At 64.8% G+C, this 15655-nt stretch carries 18 protein-coding genes and 1 pseudogene; 8 read left to right on the top strand and 11 right to left on the bottom strand.

Features of this window, described 5'->3' with window-relative positions; translation table 11 throughout:
* Nucleotides 1-140 precede the first annotated feature (140 nt).
* Entirely contained in the window at nucleotides 141-1010 is an 870-nt protein-coding gene (locus WMN78_RS02585; RefSeq protein WP_340531846.1) for a LysR family transcriptional regulator, read from the bottom strand.
* Between the two features lie 69 nt (nucleotides 1011-1079).
* Here WMN78_RS02585 and WMN78_RS02580 point away from each other — a divergent pair, with 69 nt between their 5' ends.
* Nucleotides 1080-1973 (top strand): EamA family transporter, encoded by an 894-nt coding sequence (locus tag WMN78_RS02580; protein ID WP_340531844.1) that lies wholly within the window; start codon nucleotides 1080-1082, stop codon nucleotides 1971-1973.
* Nucleotides 1974-1982: 9 nt separating this feature from the next.
* On the opposite strand, the gene WMN78_RS02575 is transcribed toward WMN78_RS02580, so the two are convergent.
* Entirely contained in the window at nucleotides 1983-2381 is a 399-nt protein-coding gene (locus WMN78_RS02575; protein ID WP_340531843.1) for a RidA family protein, read from the bottom strand.
* A gap of 244 nt (nucleotides 2382-2625) precedes the next feature.
* On the opposite strand from WMN78_RS02575, the gene WMN78_RS02570 reads away from it, so the two are divergent.
* The gene (locus WMN78_RS02570; protein ID WP_340531842.1) at nucleotides 2626-2799 is read left to right on the top strand and encodes a CsbD family protein; all 174 of its coding nucleotides are present in this window, start codon (nucleotides 2626-2628) and stop codon (nucleotides 2797-2799) included.
* 93 nt (nucleotides 2800-2892) lie between these two features.
* On the opposite strand, the gene WMN78_RS02565 is transcribed toward WMN78_RS02570, so the two are convergent.
* Nucleotides 2893-3222, bottom strand: coding sequence for a DUF6221 family protein (locus tag WMN78_RS02565; RefSeq protein ID WP_340531841.1), 330 nt, complete (start codon nucleotides 3220-3222; stop codon nucleotides 2893-2895).
* A 146-nt stretch (nucleotides 3223-3368) separates the two neighbouring features.
* On the opposite strand from WMN78_RS02565, the gene WMN78_RS02560 reads away from it, so the two are divergent.
* Complete coding sequence (locus WMN78_RS02560) at nucleotides 3369-4325, top strand: zinc-binding dehydrogenase (protein WP_340531840.1); 957 nt, start codon at nucleotides 3369-3371, stop codon at nucleotides 4323-4325.
* Nucleotides 4326-4391: 66 nt separating this feature from the next.
* On the opposite strand, the gene WMN78_RS02555 is transcribed toward WMN78_RS02560, so the two are convergent.
* The 7 genes from WMN78_RS02555 to WMN78_RS02525 all read right to left on the bottom strand — a co-directional run bounded on the left by WMN78_RS02555 (nucleotide 4392) and on the right by WMN78_RS02525 (nucleotide 12312).
* Nucleotides 4392-5417 (bottom strand): LLM class flavin-dependent oxidoreductase, encoded by a 1026-nt coding sequence (locus WMN78_RS02555; RefSeq protein WP_340531839.1) that lies wholly within the window; start codon nucleotides 5415-5417, stop codon nucleotides 4392-4394.
* 96 nt (nucleotides 5418-5513) lie between these two features.
* A complete protein-coding gene (locus WMN78_RS02550; RefSeq protein WP_340531838.1) occupies nucleotides 5514-6992 on the bottom strand; it encodes a mannitol dehydrogenase family protein in 1479 nt (492 codons plus the stop codon).
* A 3-nt stretch (nucleotides 6993-6995) separates the two neighbouring features.
* Nucleotides 6996-7961 (bottom strand): carbohydrate kinase, encoded by a 966-nt coding sequence (locus tag WMN78_RS02545; RefSeq protein WP_340531837.1) that lies wholly within the window; start codon nucleotides 7959-7961, stop codon nucleotides 6996-6998.
* Between the two features lie 2 nt (nucleotides 7962-7963).
* Nucleotides 7964-9025 carry an NAD(P)-dependent alcohol dehydrogenase gene (locus WMN78_RS02540; protein WP_340531836.1) on the bottom strand — a complete coding sequence of 354 codons (1062 nt, stop codon included), beginning with the start codon at nucleotides 9023-9025 and terminating at the stop codon, nucleotides 7964-7966.
* Nucleotides 9026-9057: 32 nt separating this feature from the next.
* Complete coding sequence (locus WMN78_RS02535) at nucleotides 9058-9975, bottom strand: carbohydrate ABC transporter permease (protein WP_340531835.1); 918 nt, start codon at nucleotides 9973-9975, stop codon at nucleotides 9058-9060.
* On the bottom strand, nucleotides 9972-10940 hold the full coding sequence (locus tag WMN78_RS02530) for a sugar ABC transporter permease (protein WP_340531834.1): 969 nt from the start codon (nucleotides 10938-10940) through the stop codon (nucleotides 9972-9974). Before WMN78_RS02530 ends, WMN78_RS02535 begins: the two co-directional genes overlap by 4 nt.
* A gap of 25 nt (nucleotides 10941-10965) precedes the next feature.
* On the bottom strand, nucleotides 10966-12312 hold the full coding sequence (locus WMN78_RS02525; RefSeq protein WP_340531832.1) for a sugar ABC transporter substrate-binding protein: 1347 nt from the start codon (nucleotides 12310-12312) through the stop codon (nucleotides 10966-10968).
* Nucleotides 12313-12587: 275 nt separating this feature from the next.
* On the opposite strand from WMN78_RS02525, the gene WMN78_RS02520 reads away from it, so the two are divergent.
* From WMN78_RS02520 to WMN78_RS02500, 5 genes are all read left to right on the top strand, one after another.
* Nucleotides 12588-13511 carry an AraC family transcriptional regulator gene (locus tag WMN78_RS02520; protein ID WP_340531831.1) on the top strand — a complete coding sequence of 308 codons (924 nt, stop codon included), beginning with the start codon at nucleotides 12588-12590 and terminating at the stop codon, nucleotides 13509-13511.
* A gap of 91 nt (nucleotides 13512-13602) precedes the next feature.
* The gene (locus WMN78_RS02515; protein ID WP_340531830.1) at nucleotides 13603-13902 is read left to right on the top strand and encodes a DUF4193 domain-containing protein; all 300 of its coding nucleotides are present in this window, start codon (nucleotides 13603-13605) and stop codon (nucleotides 13900-13902) included.
* A 59-nt stretch (nucleotides 13903-13961) separates the two neighbouring features.
* The gene (locus WMN78_RS02510; RefSeq protein ID WP_340531829.1) at nucleotides 13962-14345 is read left to right on the top strand and encodes an RNA-binding S4 domain-containing protein; all 384 of its coding nucleotides are present in this window, start codon (nucleotides 13962-13964) and stop codon (nucleotides 14343-14345) included.
* Nucleotides 14346-14553: 208 nt separating this feature from the next.
* Complete coding sequence (locus WMN78_RS02505) at nucleotides 14554-14679, top strand: hypothetical protein (RefSeq protein ID WP_340531871.1); 126 nt, start codon at nucleotides 14554-14556, stop codon at nucleotides 14677-14679.
* Between the two features lie 253 nt (nucleotides 14680-14932).
* Entirely contained in the window at nucleotides 14933-15373 is a 441-nt protein-coding gene (locus tag WMN78_RS02500) for a hypothetical protein (RefSeq protein ID WP_340531828.1), read from the top strand.
* Nucleotides 15374-15496: 123 nt separating this feature from the next.
* On the opposite strand, the pseudogene WMN78_RS02495 reads toward WMN78_RS02500, so the two are convergent.
* Nucleotides 15497-15655 (bottom strand): annotated as a pseudogene (locus WMN78_RS02495) (IS110 family transposase); the annotation flags it as partial.

Genomic DNA, 15655 nt, shown 5'->3' with positions numbered 1-15655 from the left:
AGGAGGCACCGACATTCTTCAGCCATACGTCGGCTGCCAGTGCGCAAAGGCAAGCTCACGACGGCGGGAGGTCCCGCCGTCGTCCGCTTTGCTTTTGGCGCCGCTCCCCCACAAAACCGCTCTCCTACAAAGCCGCTCCCCTACAAAGCAGGGTGCCCTCCGGTGTACGCTTCCCGGGCCAGCCTGGTGAAGTCCGCCACGAGTCCCGACGGGTCGTCCTTCCAGGTCGCCAGGAACACGGAAATCGGCGGGGCGTCGCGGACTGGCCGGTAGGCGATTCCCGGTCTTGGGTTCTGGGCTGCTGTGGCCTCCGAGGACATACCAATGGCTTGGCCCGTGGAGATGAGCGTCAGCCATTCGTCCACGCCCTGCACCAGCCGGAACGACTCGGGCCTGTCCGGGCCCGGCCAGAGGTCTTCCGTGGTGGTTCCGGTGCGGTGGTCGACGGCGAGGGTTCGTCCGGAGAAGTCGGACAGGCGGAGGAAACGCCTCCGGGCGAGCGGGTCACCCTTGGCGAGGGCACCGTAGCGGGCTTCGGTTCCAATCAGCGTGGTGGAGAAGCGGCTGTCAGCGAGGGGGCGCCGGACCACGGCAACGTCCACCCCGCCGTTCGCCAGCCCGCCCGTCGGGGCATTCGACTGGACCCAGATCAGGCGCACCCCCGGGTGGACCTCCTCCCATTTCCGCTGCAATGCCACGGTGCGGCGGCCCAGTGCCGACCATGCATAGCTCACCCTGAGCTCGCCGCTATGGTCCTGGGCAGCGCGTTCCAGCAACGCGACCTCGTCGAGAACGCGCCGTGCGTGCTGGATGACCCGTTCCCCGGCCGCAGTCGGAGTGACCTGGCGGGTTGTCCTTTGCAGAATGCGCAAGCCAAGAGCACGCTCCAACGCCGCGACGGACCGTGAGATGGCAGCCTGGGATGTCCCGAGGGCGATGGCGGCGTCGGTAAAAGTCTGGGAGTCCACCACTGCCACCAAGGCCCGGAGGTACCGCAGCTCAACATTCATACGGTCATCGTATAGAAGTCACGCCGAGCACATTTTTCGGCGCAGGCTTTTGCCCGGAAACTTTGGGCTATGGAAGCTTATTCAGTGCAAGGCGCGGAACTGGTCCGCGAGTCGTCAGTGGTGCGCGGCGTCCTGACCATGACCGGTAGCGGGGTCAGCAACCAGGTCGGTGCGGGAATCGGCGCCCATGCCTTTCCCATGATCGGGCCGGCAGGCGTTGTGGCGGTGCGGCAGCTGGTGGCCGCCGCGGTGCTGCTTCCGGTGGCACGGCCTCCCTTCCACCGGTTCACCTGGCGGCAATGGTGGCCCGTTCTGCTGCTCGGGGCGGCTACCGCGTTGATGAACATCTGCCTCTACGTGGCGATAGAACGGATCGGGCTGGGCCTTGCCGTCACCCTGGAATTCCTGGGACCGCTTGCCGTGGCCCTGCTCGGTTCCAGGACGCGGCGGGACCTGCTGTGCGGGCTGAGCGCAGGCCTGGGCGTCTTCATTCTGGTGATGCCCGGGCCCGCCAGCGATTTCGCCGGCATTGCCATCGCCATGACCGGGGCCGCGTGCTGGGCGGCGTACATCGTGCTGAACCGCGTCGCCGGCCAGCGGTTGCCCGGCCTGCAGGCCCCTGCCGCGGCGACGCTGGTTTCCTTGGTGTTTTATCTGCCGGTGGCCGCGTATCTCCTGATGCAGGGAATGCTCGCCGGCCACCCGCTGCTTTACGCGGTCGTCGCAGGCCTGCTCTGCTCGGTGATTCCTTACGCCGCGGACCTCGTCGCACTCCGGCTTGTGCCGGCCGCATTCTTCAGCGTGTTTATGAGCATCAACCCCATCTTTGCTGCGCTCTCCGGGACCGTGGTGCTGGGGCAGTTCCTCGTCCTGCATGAATGGCTGGGCATGGCCATCATTGTTGCCACCAACACCGTGGCCATCTGGCTAGCTGGCCGCAGGAACGCGACCACGAAGATTTAGCTGCCACGACTATTTGGGCAGGATCACCGTTGTCTCGATTTCAATGAGCAACCCGTCCAGCGCGAGGCCGGTGACGCCCACGATCGTCTGGGCCGGATGCTCCGAAGACCCTTGGATTTCCTCGATGGCGGCGGTAATCGTTTCGTATTGCGTGGGCTGGAGGGTGTAAATTGTGCGTCGGTAGACGTCCTCCCAGGAAGCTCCGATGGCGTCGAGCGCCGTCTTGATGTTTCTCATGGCGGCCTTAGTCTGCTCGCCAAGATCGTCTCCGCCTATAATGGCGAAATTGGCGTCAAGCGCAACCTGTCCCGACAGGAATGCCAGACCTGCGCCCGGCGCGGTGACAACATGTGTGAATCCTGGCGCCGCGTGTAGCTCGGTGGGGTTCAGTAACTTGCGGTCTGACATCGGAAACCCTTCTTTCCATCTGAGGAGGGCGCTTCACTGTGGCTCCCGTGCGCTCATGGTACGCGCCGGTGACGTCCGGGAACAGGCTCCGCACCTATTGAGCCGGGCGGTGCCGGGACAGCCGTGTTGGGGCCTCCGGATAAATTCACTCAGCATGCTTACTATTGGGCGGGAATCTGGTTTACCATGAAGTCGTGAGCCGCGGGCGGACCGCCGGCGGCTACCAACCGGAGGGAGTTTCACCATGGGTCTGGATGACAAGATTGAAAATGCCGCCGAGAAGCTTGGCGGCAAGGGCAAGGAAGCTGCCGGAGAGGCCAAGGGCGATCCCAACCTGAAAGCCGAAGGCCAGGCTGACCAGTCCAAAGCGGACCTGAAGCAGGCCGGCGAGAAGGTCAAGGACGCCTTCAAGAAATAAGCCGCCCGGCAAGAGGAGGGTGCCACCCGAACTGACTAGTTCAGAACGCGGGTGGCACCCTTCCTTGTGACTGGCCTGATCCTGCGAGGGGTCCTATCCCGTGACGGCCCAGCCCTCCTGGTACTCAGGGTGCCAGCTGTACACCGAGGCGAGGCACATCAGCACATAGTCACTGGTCCCGCCCATCTGCGACGGGATGTCGGTCACCAGCGGCACGTTCGCCAGGATCTTCCGCTTCGCGGCGCACTCGGCCAGCACCCGTGCGGCTGTAAACGGCGAAACCTCTAGTCCGGTCCGGATCACCGGCTGCCCCGGACCGCCCGCCCCGAGCTCGTACGCAGCCGCCTCCGCGGCGGCCAGCTCCCCCGCGGCAGTCTCGTCCTCGGCAATCCGGGCTTCCAGGAACTCGATAATGTCCGCCATGCCCCCATTCTTCAGCGCCGGCATCATTTCCGGGAAACCGGTCCGCACTGCGAAACGGGATATCCGGCCATCTGCACGGGGGTATAGTGAGGAAAGTGCATGCAAATGCATGGAATGATTCGAAGGATCAACCAAGGAGATACCCCATGAAGGCCTGGCAATTCACCGGCACCAACAATCCGCTCGAACTCAACGAGGTCGCCGAACCCGCGGCCGGTCCGGGCCAGGTTGTCGTCAGCGTCAAGGCGGCAGGAGTGTGCCACTCCGACGTGACCGCCATTGACGACGCCGGTTGGATGCCGCTGTTCCCGGAACTCCCCCGGACCATGGGCCACGAAAACGCCGGTGTCATCACCGAGGTCGGCGAGGGCATGAACCAGTGGAAGGTCGGCGACCGCGTGGGCCTCTCCCCGGTAATGAGCGACGGCGACGCCATCGGCTACGGCAAGTGGGACGGCGGCTTCGGCCCCAAGCTGCTCGCCACCGACGACAACCTGGTGAGGCTGCCCGATGAGGTTTCGTTCGAGCTCGGCGCTATGGCTACGGATGCGGGACTTACCGCGTACCACGCGATCATGGCTGTCGGCGGAGCCAAGCCCGGCATGAGGGTCGGCGTGATCGGCCTCGGCGGTCTCGGCTACATCGGCGCCCGCGTCGCCGTCCTGGCCGGGGCTGAGGTGTACGGCGCCGAGGTGAACCCCGAGACGCAGAAGCTCGCCGACGAGATCGGCCTGGCCGGAGTCGCCGACTCAATCAACGCATTCAAGGACAAGAATCTTGACCTGATCGTCGATTACGCCGGTTTCGGCACCACGACGTCCGCCGCGCTCGAGACGCTCGCCGAGTTCGGCACGCTGGTGCAGGTGGGCATGGGACGCCTCGAATCGACCATCAACACCTATCCCCTGATCATCAACCAGCTCTCGATCAAGGGCTCCAAGTCGGGCACCAAGGAGGACCTCGAGAACCTCTACGCCCTGATGAAGTCGGGCCAGCTGAACCCGCCCATGAACCTGATCACGCAGGCGGACATCCCCGGCGCCATCGACAAGCTGCGCAAGGGCGGCGTCGTTGGCCGCTTCATCGCGGTGTATGAGGGCTAAGTTCTGCTGAACCGAAGCAAAACAGCAGCGGACGACGCCGGCACCTCCCGCCGTCGTCCGCTTCCGTTAGCCAATCTCCCGGTTTACCGCCGGCATGATTTCGGTGGCCAGAAGCTCAATGGAACGGGCAGTCTCGGCAAACGGCAGGCCGCCCAGTCCGATCTGCGCCATGTAGCGGCTGTTGCCCAGGGTCTGGTGGATTTCGAGGAGCTTCTCGGTAATCTGCTGCGGGCTGCCCACCAGCAGTCCGCCGCCCGGCTCCGACCACTCATCAAAGGTGGAGCGCGGAAAGTGGTCCACTGGGCGAGGCATGTTCTGTTCGAAGTAGGCCCGGTAGTGCGGGTAGAAGGTGTCCCGTGCCTGCTGGGAGGTGGCGGCCGCGTAGAAGTGCCCGCCCACACCAACTGGCAGGCTTGCCGCATCGTGTCCGGCTTCGTCGGCGCTGTGCCGGTAGAGTTCCGCGAGCCGGCGGAACCGCTCAGGCCCGGAGAGCAGCGCGATAAACAGCGGGAGGCCAAGCCGGCCTGCCCGGGCGAAGCTTGCCGGGGTCCCGCCCACGCCCACCCAGACCGGAAGTTGTTCCTGCACCGGCCGGGGCGCGATGTCCATGCCGGGAATGCTCTGCGTCAGGGTTCCTTTCCAGCTCAGGGAGGCGTTGTCCCGCAATTCGAGAAGCATGCGCAGTTTCTCGTCGAAGAGGCCGTCATAGTCTTCAGTGTTGTGGCCGAACAACGGGTAGGACTCGATGAACGCCCCGCGACCGGCAATGATTTCGGCACGGCCATCGGAGATCAGGTCAAGGGTGGCGAACTGCTCGAAGAGCCGCACGGGGTCCTGCGTGGACAGCACCGTGACGGCAGTGCTGAGCCGAAGGTTGGTGGTCTCCCGCGCAATGGCGGCAAGGACGATTTCGGGAGCCGACAGGGCAAAGTCACGCCGGTGATGCTCGCCCAGGCCCAGGAAACCGAGACCCGCCTGGTCCGCCAGCTTCGCCAGCTCGATGATCTCCGTGAGGCGCTGCCGGGGTGACAGCGCGTTTCCGGTGCTGATGTCGCGGGAAAGCTCGCCGAAGGTAAAGATGCCAAAGTCCATATTTTGTTGAACATTCAATCTTCTGGATTCATTCCACCGTGAATCCGATGACGACGGCGGGACGTCCCGCCGTCGTCCGCTTCCGTTTTCGATTGCCTACGAACGGGACGCCAGCGATTCCAGGGCCGCGCGGGCACCGACGCCGTGGAGGTCGTTGAGGGCCCGGGTATAGGCCGTTACGAAGACGGGGTTGTCGATCAGGTCGCCGAAGACTTCACGGTTGGAAATGAACGCCAGCGGTTCCTCGTGCTGCCGTGCCGCCGCTGCCATCAGGGGTTCTTTCAGCCGGTCGACAACGTCGATGGGGTTGCCCTGTTCGTCGGTGCCTTCGTCATAGCGGGCCCAGCTGGCGACGATTGCCGCGGAGCGGTGGATCTCCCAGCCCCGTTCCAGGTTGATGCGGATGACCGGAAGCAGCCACTTGGGGATCCGGTCCGAGCTTTCGGCGCACAGCCGGGCCAGGGTGTCCCGGACGTGCTCGTTGGAGAACCGCTCAATGAGGGTCCGTTTGTAGGCATCGAGGTCGATGCCGGGCACGGGGTGGAGCGTAGGCGTGGCTTCCTTGTCCATGTAATCCAGCAGGAACTGCGCGAACAGTCCGTCCTGGGCCACTTCGTGGGCGTAGCGGTAGCCGGCGAGGTAGCCGAAGTAGCACATGCCCTGGTGGCTGGCGTTGAGCAGGCGCAGCTTCATCAGTTCGTAGGGTTCGACATCTGCCACTAGCTGGACGCCGGCGTCCTCGAAGGGAGGCCGGCCGAGGCTGAAGTGGTCTTCGAGGACCCATTGCTCGAACGGTTCGCACACCACGGGCCACCCGTCCTCGATCCCGAATTCCGCCGCGATGGCTTCGCGGTCGGCGTCGGTGGTTACAGGGGTGATGCGGTCCACCATGCTGTTGGGGAACGGAACATTGTTCTCCACCCACGCCCCGAGTTCAGGGTCCTTGAGGTTTGCGAACGCGGTGAACATCTTGCGGGCAACGTCCCCGTTGCCCTGGATGTTGTCGCAGGACATCACGGTGAACGGGGCGAGTCCGCGTGCCCGCCGCCGGGCGAGCGCCTCGGTGACGAGACCGAACGTCGTCCTGGGTGCCGCGCCGGGCTGGAGGTCATGGACCACGTCCGGGTTGTCGGCATCGAATTCGCCGGTGACGTGGTGGAAGTTATAGCCGCCCTCGGTCACGGTGAGCGACACGATACGGATGGCCTCGGAGGCCATTTTCTCGATGACGGCTTCGGGATCCTCAGGGGCGAAGAGGTATTCGATGATCGAGCCGATGACCCGCCCTTCCCGGGTTCCGTCCGGGTTCTTCACCATCAGCGTGTAGAGGCAGCCCTGGTTGTCCATGACCTGTTTCATGCGGGCATCGCCGGGCAGGACCCCCACCCCGCAGATGGCCCAGTCGTGGGCCTGCCCGGCGTTCATCAGCCGGTCCAGGTACATGGCCTGGTGGGCGCGGTGGAAACCGCCCACGCCGAAGTGGACGATGCCGGCTGTCAGGCCGGAGCGGTCGTAGGAGGGTACCGCCAGGGACGCGGACAATCCGGAAAGTACGCTGGGTTCGAGTGCAGGCATTGTCTAACCTTCCGATGCGGTGAGGGAGCCGGTCAAGGAGCCCAGTTCGGCTGACGTGGGCGGGTTGGCGCCTGGGCGGGAACAGGTGATGGCCGCGGCCCTGTTCGCGTAGGCCGCCACGGCGTGCAGTTCACCTGCGGTGATCTCCCGCAGGCGTGACCGCGCGGAGGCGCCCAGCACGTCCAGCTGCGCGAGCCCGGAGATGAGACCGGCCATGAAGGAGTCCCCTGCCCCGACGGTGTCCGCCACTGTGATGGCTTCCGCCGGCATTTCCACGCGGCCCTGCCGGGTCATGATGACCGGCCCGTCCGCTCCGCGGGTCAGGGCAACAAGTGCCGGCCCGAGCTCGAGCCAGGCTGCCACCGATTCGTCCGGTGTCCTGTCCGGGTAGAGCCAGGCCAGGTCTTCGTCGCTGGCTTTGACGACGTCGCTGGCGGCCACGAAGAGTTCGGCCTGTGTGCGGGCCGCGGCCGCATCGGGGCTGATCCCCGGACGGCAATTAGGATCAAAGCTGACGGTCGCGTGTTCCCGGGCCGCCCGCACCAGGGCAAGTGTGGCCTGGTCCCCCGGCGGGAGGACGGCAGCGATCGACCCCGTGTGGACGTGTGTGGAACCCTCAACGGCGGCAAGGGCAGGCAGCGACGCCCCGGTGATGTCCCAACTGATGTCGAAGGCGTAGGTGGCGGCGCCGTCGGAACCGAGCGTTGCCGTTGCTGTAGACGTGGGTGCACTCCCGCCCCTGATAGCCGTAACCCCGTTGGAGTGCAGGTGATCTTCGATCATGAGCCCGTACCGGTCATCCGCGTAGTGCGTCACGAGGTTCGTCACGAGGCCCAGCCGCGCAACCCCCACCGCCACGTTGAGGGGGCTCCCGCCGGGGTGCGCCTGGGTTGACCCTGCCTGGGTGGAGCCCGCCGGGCGCGGGCCGCTGATGATGTCGACGAGGGATTCGCCAATGACGGTGATCATGGTCAGCGGCCCGGGTAGACCACGGCTTTAAGCTGTCCGGGCTGCTTGCCGGCTTTCAACGCGTCCTCGGATTCGGCGAGGGCGAACCTGCCGGTGACCAGGATGTCCAGGTCCACCTTTCCGTCGGCGATCAGCTGGATGGCCAGCGGCCAGGTGTTGGTGTAGCGGAAAACGCCGGAGAGCCAGATCTCACGGTTCTGGATGTACGAGACGGGGAGTTCGACGTCGTCCGCCCCCAATCCGACCAGGATGACTTTCCCGGCCGGTCCCACGGCCTTGATCCCGGAACGGACTGCCTGCGGTGCGCCGGAAGCGTCAATGAAGGCATCGACGTCGAGCCCTTCCACACTGTCCGTCTTCGCGTTCAGCGCGTGCGTCGCCCCGTGTTCCAGGGCGAAAGCGAGCCGGTCCTCGGCGATGTCGCTGATGTAGATTTCGGTGGCGCCGAACGCGCGGGCGGCCTGGGCAGCGATGATGCCGATGGGGCCGGCGCCGGCGATCAGGACGCGGCTGCCGGGCTTGATGTCAGCGCGTTCGCAGGCCCAAAGCCCCACGGACAGGGGTTCGATCAGTGCTGCGGCCTCGTCGCTGACGCTGTCGGGGATGTCGTAGGCGAAGTCGCTTTGGATGGTGACGTACTCGGCGAACGCGCCGTCGATCGGCGGCGTGGCGTAGAACTCGATGTCCGGGCACAGGTTGTAACGGCCGGCTTTGCACTGTTTGCACGTGCGGCAGGGGCGCTGGGGTTCGACGGCGACCCGGCTGCCGATGCGGGCAGGGTCAACGGCGCTTCCGACGGCGGCGATCCGGCCGGAGAGTTCGTGGCCCAGGATCAGCGGGTGGTCCACCACGTAATCGCCGATCCGTCCGTGCTCGTAGTAGTGGACGTCGCTGCCGCAGACGCCGACGGCGGCGACCTGAACCAGGACCTGATCGGCGTCGAGTTGCGGGACGGGCAGCGTTTCCATGGTCATGTCGCCCTGGCGCTTCAGGATGGAAGCACGCATGGTGGCGGGCAGTTCCGGGGATGCGTGGGGGCGGGACTGCGCGGTGGGTGTTGTCATCGGAGCGATCCTTTCGAAAGCGGCGGGCTGGGTTACTTGACGGCGCCCAGGGAGAGTCCCTGGACGAGCTTGTCCTGGGCGGCGAAGCCGGCGAACAGCACCGGAACGGAGACCACGACGGCGGCTGCGCACACCTTGGCGAGGAAGAGGCCCTGGCCTGAGACGAAGCCGGTTAGGAAGACGGGGGCGGTGCCTGCCACCACGCCGGTGAGGACCCGGGCCAGGAGCAGTTCGTTCCAGCTGAAGATGAAGCAGATCAGGGCTGTCGCGGCGATGCCGGGCATCGCGACGGGGGCGATGATCTTGCGAAGGGTCAGCAGGAGGTTGGCGCCGTCGATCTGGGCGGCCTCCAGCATTTCAACGGGCACTTCTGCGAGGAATGACCGCATCATCCACACGGCGATGGGCAGGTTCATGGACGTGTACATCAGGATGAGGAACCAGATGTTGTCCAGGGCCCCCACCGTCCGGGCGAACAGGTAGAGCGGCAGGATTGCTGCCACCACGGGCATCATTTTCGTGGAGAGGAAGAAGAACATCACGTCGGTCCACTTCTTCACCGGCCGGATGGACAGCGCGTAGGCGGCCGGGATGGCCAGGACCAGGACGAGGACCGTGGACAGGATTGAGGCGGTTGCGGAGTTGATCAGTGCCGGCCACGGGCTGACGCCTGACGTCTCGCCGAAGAATTCCCGGTACGCGTCCAGGGTGAGGTTCGCCGCAATGGACGGCGGGTTCGTTGCTGCGTCGGTTTCGGAGTGGAAGGAGGTCAGGATCATCCACAGGACCGGGGCGGCGAAGAGCAGGGCGAGCAGCCAGGCCGCGAGGCCGGCGGCGGTGTTGTTGCGCGTCGGGTCCATGCGTGACTTGCCTCGCCGGACGGATCCGGTGGCGGACGCCGCACGGCCGGCAGCTGTCTTGCGGGGTGCGGCAGGAGTGAGCGTGCTCATCGTGCTGCCTCCTTCTTGAAGAGTGAAAAGACGGTGCGGAGGGCAAAGGTGGCCACGATGATGGTGCCTATGACCACCACGACGCCGGCAGCGGACGCCAGGCCGTATTCGTTAGCGAAGTAGAACGTCTGGTAGATGGCGTACGGCAGGTTGGCCGTGCCCAGTCCGCCTGCGGTGAGGGTGAAGACGGCGTCAAAGTTCTGCACGATGTAAATCGCCCCGAGCAGGCCACCGAGCTCCAGGTACTGGCGCAGGTGCGGCAGCGTGAGGTGCCGGAAGATGGCCCACGGTGTGGCGCCGTCCATCTGGGCCGCTTCCACGGTGTCCATGGGACGGGACTGCAGTCCGGCCAGCAGGATGAGCATCATGAACGGCGTCCACTGCCAGACCAGCGACACGATGACTGCCATCATGGGTGCCTGGGACAGGATGTCCAGCTGCGGCGGCGTGACGCTGCCAAAGAGGGACCAGATCCACGTCAGGATGCCGTTGATCAGCCCGTAGGTGGGGTTGAGGAGGGCGTGCTTCCAGATGAGGGCCGCGGCAACGGGAACCACCAGGAACGGTGCGATCAGCAGGGTCCGTGCCAGTCCGCGGCCGATGAACTTCTTATCCAGCAGCAGGGCGAGGCCCAGCCCGAGGAGCAGGCTCACCAGGACCACTGAGACAGTAAGGAGGATGGTGGTGAAGATCGCCTGGCGCAGGTCCGGATCCGTGAGGACCGTGACGTAGTTCTCGACGCCGGCGAAGGCGGTCTTGTCCGGGCTCAGGCTGTTCCAGTTCATGAACGAGATGATCAGCGTCACCACGAACGGAAGCTGGGTGACGACAATGAGGAAGATCAGGGCCGGCAGCAGCGGTGCGCGCCGTGCCCAGGCCAGGGCGCGTTCCCGCGACCGTGCATTCTTGGATGGTTTGGCTGCGCTGCGCCCCGATCGGGAGATACGCGCCGTTGCGGTAGTCATGATGTTCTCCTGCTGTTGGGTGTTGCTACTTGTACTTATTGCCGACTTTTTGTGCAGCTTCCTGGCCCTTAGCCAGCGCGTCAGCCACAGAACCCTGGCCGGCAATAGCGGAGCTGACGCCTTGGGAGACGTTGGTGCCCAGCGCAGCGAACTCGGGAATGCCGACAAACTGGATGCCGACTGCCGGGCGTTCCTGCGCTCCCGGGTTTTTCGGATCGGCGTTCTCGATGGCGAAGCGCTCGGCCTCGAAGAACGGAGCCGCTTTCTGGAATTCGGCATTCTCGTAGGTGGAGATGCGCTTGCCGGAGGGAACCTTCGCCCAGCCGAGCTTCGCGGCGACAAGTTCCTCGTATTCCTTGGAGCTGGCCCAGGCGATGAACTTCGCGGCAGCATCCTGCTTCTTGGAGGCAGCCTGCATGGCCCAGGACCAGGTCCACAGCCAGCCGGAGGACTTGGTTTCCTTGATCGGGGCCTGGGCGTAGCCGATCTTGCCCTTCACAGGCGATGCGTCCGATTCCAGCGCTCCGGCGGCCGATGTGGCGTCGTACCACATGGCGACTTTGCTCTGGCTCATGTTGTTCAGGCACTCGGTGAAGCCGGCCTGGGCGGCGCCCAATTCACCGTGCTCGCGAACCAGTTTGGTGTAGAACTCGACTGCCTCGGTGAATTCCGGGGCGTTGACCTGCGCGTTCCAGTCCTTGTCGAACCAGGTGCCCCCGAACGTGTTCACCACCGTGGTCAGCGGCGCGAAGACCTGGCCCCAGCCGGGCTGTCCGCGCAGGCAGATCCCCTTCATACCCGGGGCTGCGCCGTCCACCTTCGCCGCGATGTCCGCGACCTCGTCCCAGGTGGGCTTCTCCGGCATGGTCAGGCCCTTGGCGTCCAGGATGTCTTTCCGATACATCAGGAAGGACGATTCGCCGTAGAACGGTTCGCCGTAGAGCTTTCCGTCCTCGCCGGTGAGGGACGCCGTGTAGGCGGGCAGGATGTCGTCCTGGTCAAACCCGGCGTCCGCGGCCACTTTGTCCAGTGGAGCGAGCCAGCCGTTGGCGGAGTAGAACGGGATCTCGTAGTTGGAAAGGGAGGCCACGTCGTACTGCCCGGCCTGGCTGGAGAACTCCTGGCTGATCTTGGCTCTGACGTCGTTCTCGGGCAGGATCGTGTAGTTGACCTTGACCCCGGTTTCCTTGGTGAAGTTATCCGCAGTGAGCCGCTGGAGATCCTCCATCTGGGGGTTGTTCACCATCAGGACGTTGATGGTGTTCGGGTCTCCAGCGGAATTGCCTCCCCCGGCACCTGCACAGGCCGAGGCGCTCAGGGCCACGCACAGGGCGCCGGCGGCCAATGCGGCAGCGCGTGTTTTCGGGCGCATTAAGGACTCCTTTGTTCTTCGTGGAAATACACAGCCGCCGCACCTCGGCTGCTGTGTCGAGGTACCGGACTGGAGCGGGGCTTTCGATCGGGGATCCGATGTGCCGCGCTGATGTTCCTCAACTTTAGGCGTGTGGGGTGGGACACAACTAGCGTCCTGCTTGCCGGATTCTGATACTTATTTTCCCTACCGGAACCCCGGAATGGGCGCTACGCTGGGAAGGCGCCCGCGGGTGACGTCCATTTTTCATGAACGCGAATGCCTGGAGAAAAACTATGAGCACGGCCGACACGAGCGAGGGAGCCGCGGCCAGGCTGGCCGAACGGCTGCTGGGCATGCGCGCCAACCGGGAGGTCATTCCGGTGGATCCGAACCATTCCGTCCGGTGGCACGAGCATGACTATCCCAGCCCGGTGGCGCGCTGGAATTACCATCCGGAGTACGAGATCCACCTGATCAGGAAAGGCACCGGCAAGTTCATCGTCGGCGATCACATCGGCACGTTCGAGGCCGGCCACGTGTCCCTGGTGGGATCAGGGCTGCCCCACGACTGGGTCAGCGACCTGGAGCCCGGGGAGGTCCTCGAGGGCAGGGATGCGCTCATCCAGTTCGACGGAAAGTGGGTGGAGCAGACCGCGGCCCTGATTCCGGAGATGGCCGAGATCAAGCCCCTGCTGGAGCAGTCCGCCCGCGGGATCGAGTTCCTGGGGCACACGGCCCGGGCCGCCGCCGCATCCATCGAAGCGATGGGTGCCTGCTCCGGACTTGAGCGGCTTCACCATCTGCTGGAGCTATTTGCGGTTCTTGCGCATGCACCGCGGGAGGAACGGCGCTATCTGGCGGACGAATGGTTCCGGCCCCAACTGGACGGCGAGGCCGCGGCGGTGGTGGATATCGTCCTGGAGTACGTGTTCGGGAACCATTCCGGGAACGTGGCCATGTCAGAGGCGGCGGCACTGGTGGGAATGTCCGAGTCGACCTTCTCGAAGTACTTCAAACGTGCCACCGGCCAGAACTTCAGTGACCTGGTGCGCAAACTCCGCCTGGCCCATGCCCGGCGGCTGCTGGAGCGCAGCGACAAAGCCATATCCGACATCTGCTACGAAGTCGGCTTTTCCAACCTCTCCAACTTCAACCGGCATTTCCTCAACGACGCCGGCGAAACCCCGCGGCAGTACCGGCAGCGGGTCCAGAACTGACCTTCCAAGTTCGCGCCGGAGTGGTTAGTATGTTTCATCTTCAGACGGTATGCAGACTCCGTCTCCGCCTCCTCCAAGGAGAGACCGGCACATGGCAACCGACTACGACGCACCCCGGGTAACCACTGAGGACGAGGCAAACGCCGCGACCGACGTACTCAAACCTGAGCGCTCTGCCGCGTCAACGTCCCAGATCGACGTTGACGAGTCCGACCTGGCCGACTCCTTCGAGCTCCCGGGAGCCGACCTGTCCCACGAGGAACTCCTCGTCCAGATCGTCCCTGTCCAGAAAGACGAATTCACGTGCATGTCGTGCTTCTTGGTCCACCACCGCAGCCAGCTGGCCCGCGAGAAGGACGGCAAAAAGTACTGCAAAGACTGCGAAGGCTAGGTCCCTGCGCCACCATGGACGGCTGACGGGCGGGCGTCCCGCTATACTCGTCAGCACTCATGAGCAGCCTTCCATCATCTCCCGCCACAGTCCGCATTGATGCCTGGCTGTGGGCCATCCGTGCCTACAAGACCCGCTCGGCGGCCACCGCGGCATGCCGCGCAGGGCATGTCCGCCTCAACGGAAACCCGGCCAAGGCATCCCAGTCACTGGTGCCGGGAGACACCGTCCGGGTCCGCCAGCCGGGGTATGAACGGATCCTTGAAGTCCGCAGGCTCATTGCCAAACGTGTGGGCGCCGAGGCGGCCGCGCACTGCTTCACCGACCACACGCCGCCCAGGCCTGCCGCGCCGGCGCTAGGCCTCCCGCAGCGCGACCGCGGAACAGGCCGGCCCACCAAGAAGGACCGCCGCGAAATGGAACGGCTGCGAGGGCCGGCTTAGGAAATGGAAGCGGACGACGGCGGGAAGTCCCGCCGTCGTCCGTTTGCGTTGGGTGCGGGCCACCTGAGCCACTGGTATGACTCCCGGGAGCCATGCGCCCAACACGGCCAGCGCAGTAGTCCAGGTTGTTCTCCGCCGTTTCAGGCCCGCACCGTTTTAATACTACGAACTCCCGGAACTCGGCGGGGCCGGTCCGCGAGCAAGAAGCGTGGGCAGCGGCCGGAAGGTGTCCGCCTGGGGCGGCGTCAAGGGCTCCGGCTACGGCCGGGACCTCTCCGCCTACGCCCTCGAAGACTTCTCCCGCACGAAGCACGTGATGTACAACCACGGCTGACCATCTCCAGGGCAACGAGTAACAAGGAAGCGGACGACGGCGGGAGCTCCCGCCGTCGTCCGTTTGCGTTACCCGTTGTAACACAGGCAGGGAGTGGGTAATCTACGGCCTACCGGACATTCGGCCGCATCAGGCGGCACCCGGAACGGCGCTGTCGTCAGGGGCTACGCCCCGTACCTACAAGACGCCCTATCACCGCACTGCCGACAATGCGGAACGCAGGACGCCACGCTTCCAATCAAGGGAGAACCTGATGTTAGGCACTAGAAGCTGCCTCGCCGCCGCTCTTGCCGCAACCCTGGTGACCATGGCCACCCCCGCGCAAGCGGCCCCCTCCACGCTCGTGAGCGTGGGTCCGGGAATCCTTGTCGCCGACGGCGCCGCGGTGGATGTCCCTGTCACCTTCGTGTGCGACACCGATCCCGCCTTGATCATGGCCATACCCATAGTCCAAGTCACCCAAAGGGTCAGCGACGGACGCATCGCCGGCGGCGGCGGAAACGATCAGCTCAGCTGCACCAGACAGGCCCAAACAGTCACCATACGAGTCATTCCAAATTTGATGGCGTTCGACGAAGGTGCCGCCGCAGCATCGGTCTTCCTGCAAACCTGCAGCGCGCAATTCCAGTGCACCGCCACGATTCTCCACACCGAAATAACACTCGCCAATCCAGACGACGGAGACGAAGACTGAGTCGCTAAGCCAGGACTGGTCGTTAAGCCAGGCCTGGCCGGTGGGCAGGACTTTTGGGTGGGCATGATCCACTTGCGTTGGGTGCCGCTCCCCTATGAGCGCGAACGGATCCTTCTATGGTTGTCAAGCGTGGCAGAGGCGTGGGTTTGCAGCGTTGAGTATTCGGTAGATCCGTCGGGCGAGATAGCGTTTCACGCACCGGCGGATCTCCTTTTTTGTTCGTCCTTCGGCTTGGCGTTTCTGGACGTAGCCGATAGTGGTGGGGTCGAAGGTCATGCGGCT

Source organism: Arthrobacter oryzae, from assembly GCF_037911235.1.
In the GTDB taxonomy this organism is placed as follows: Bacteria; Actinomycetota; Actinomycetes; order Actinomycetales; family Micrococcaceae; genus Arthrobacter; species Arthrobacter oryzae_E.
The sequence above is the reverse complement of the archived record's forward strand: the minus strand, read 5'-3'. Positions and strand labels throughout refer to the sequence as shown.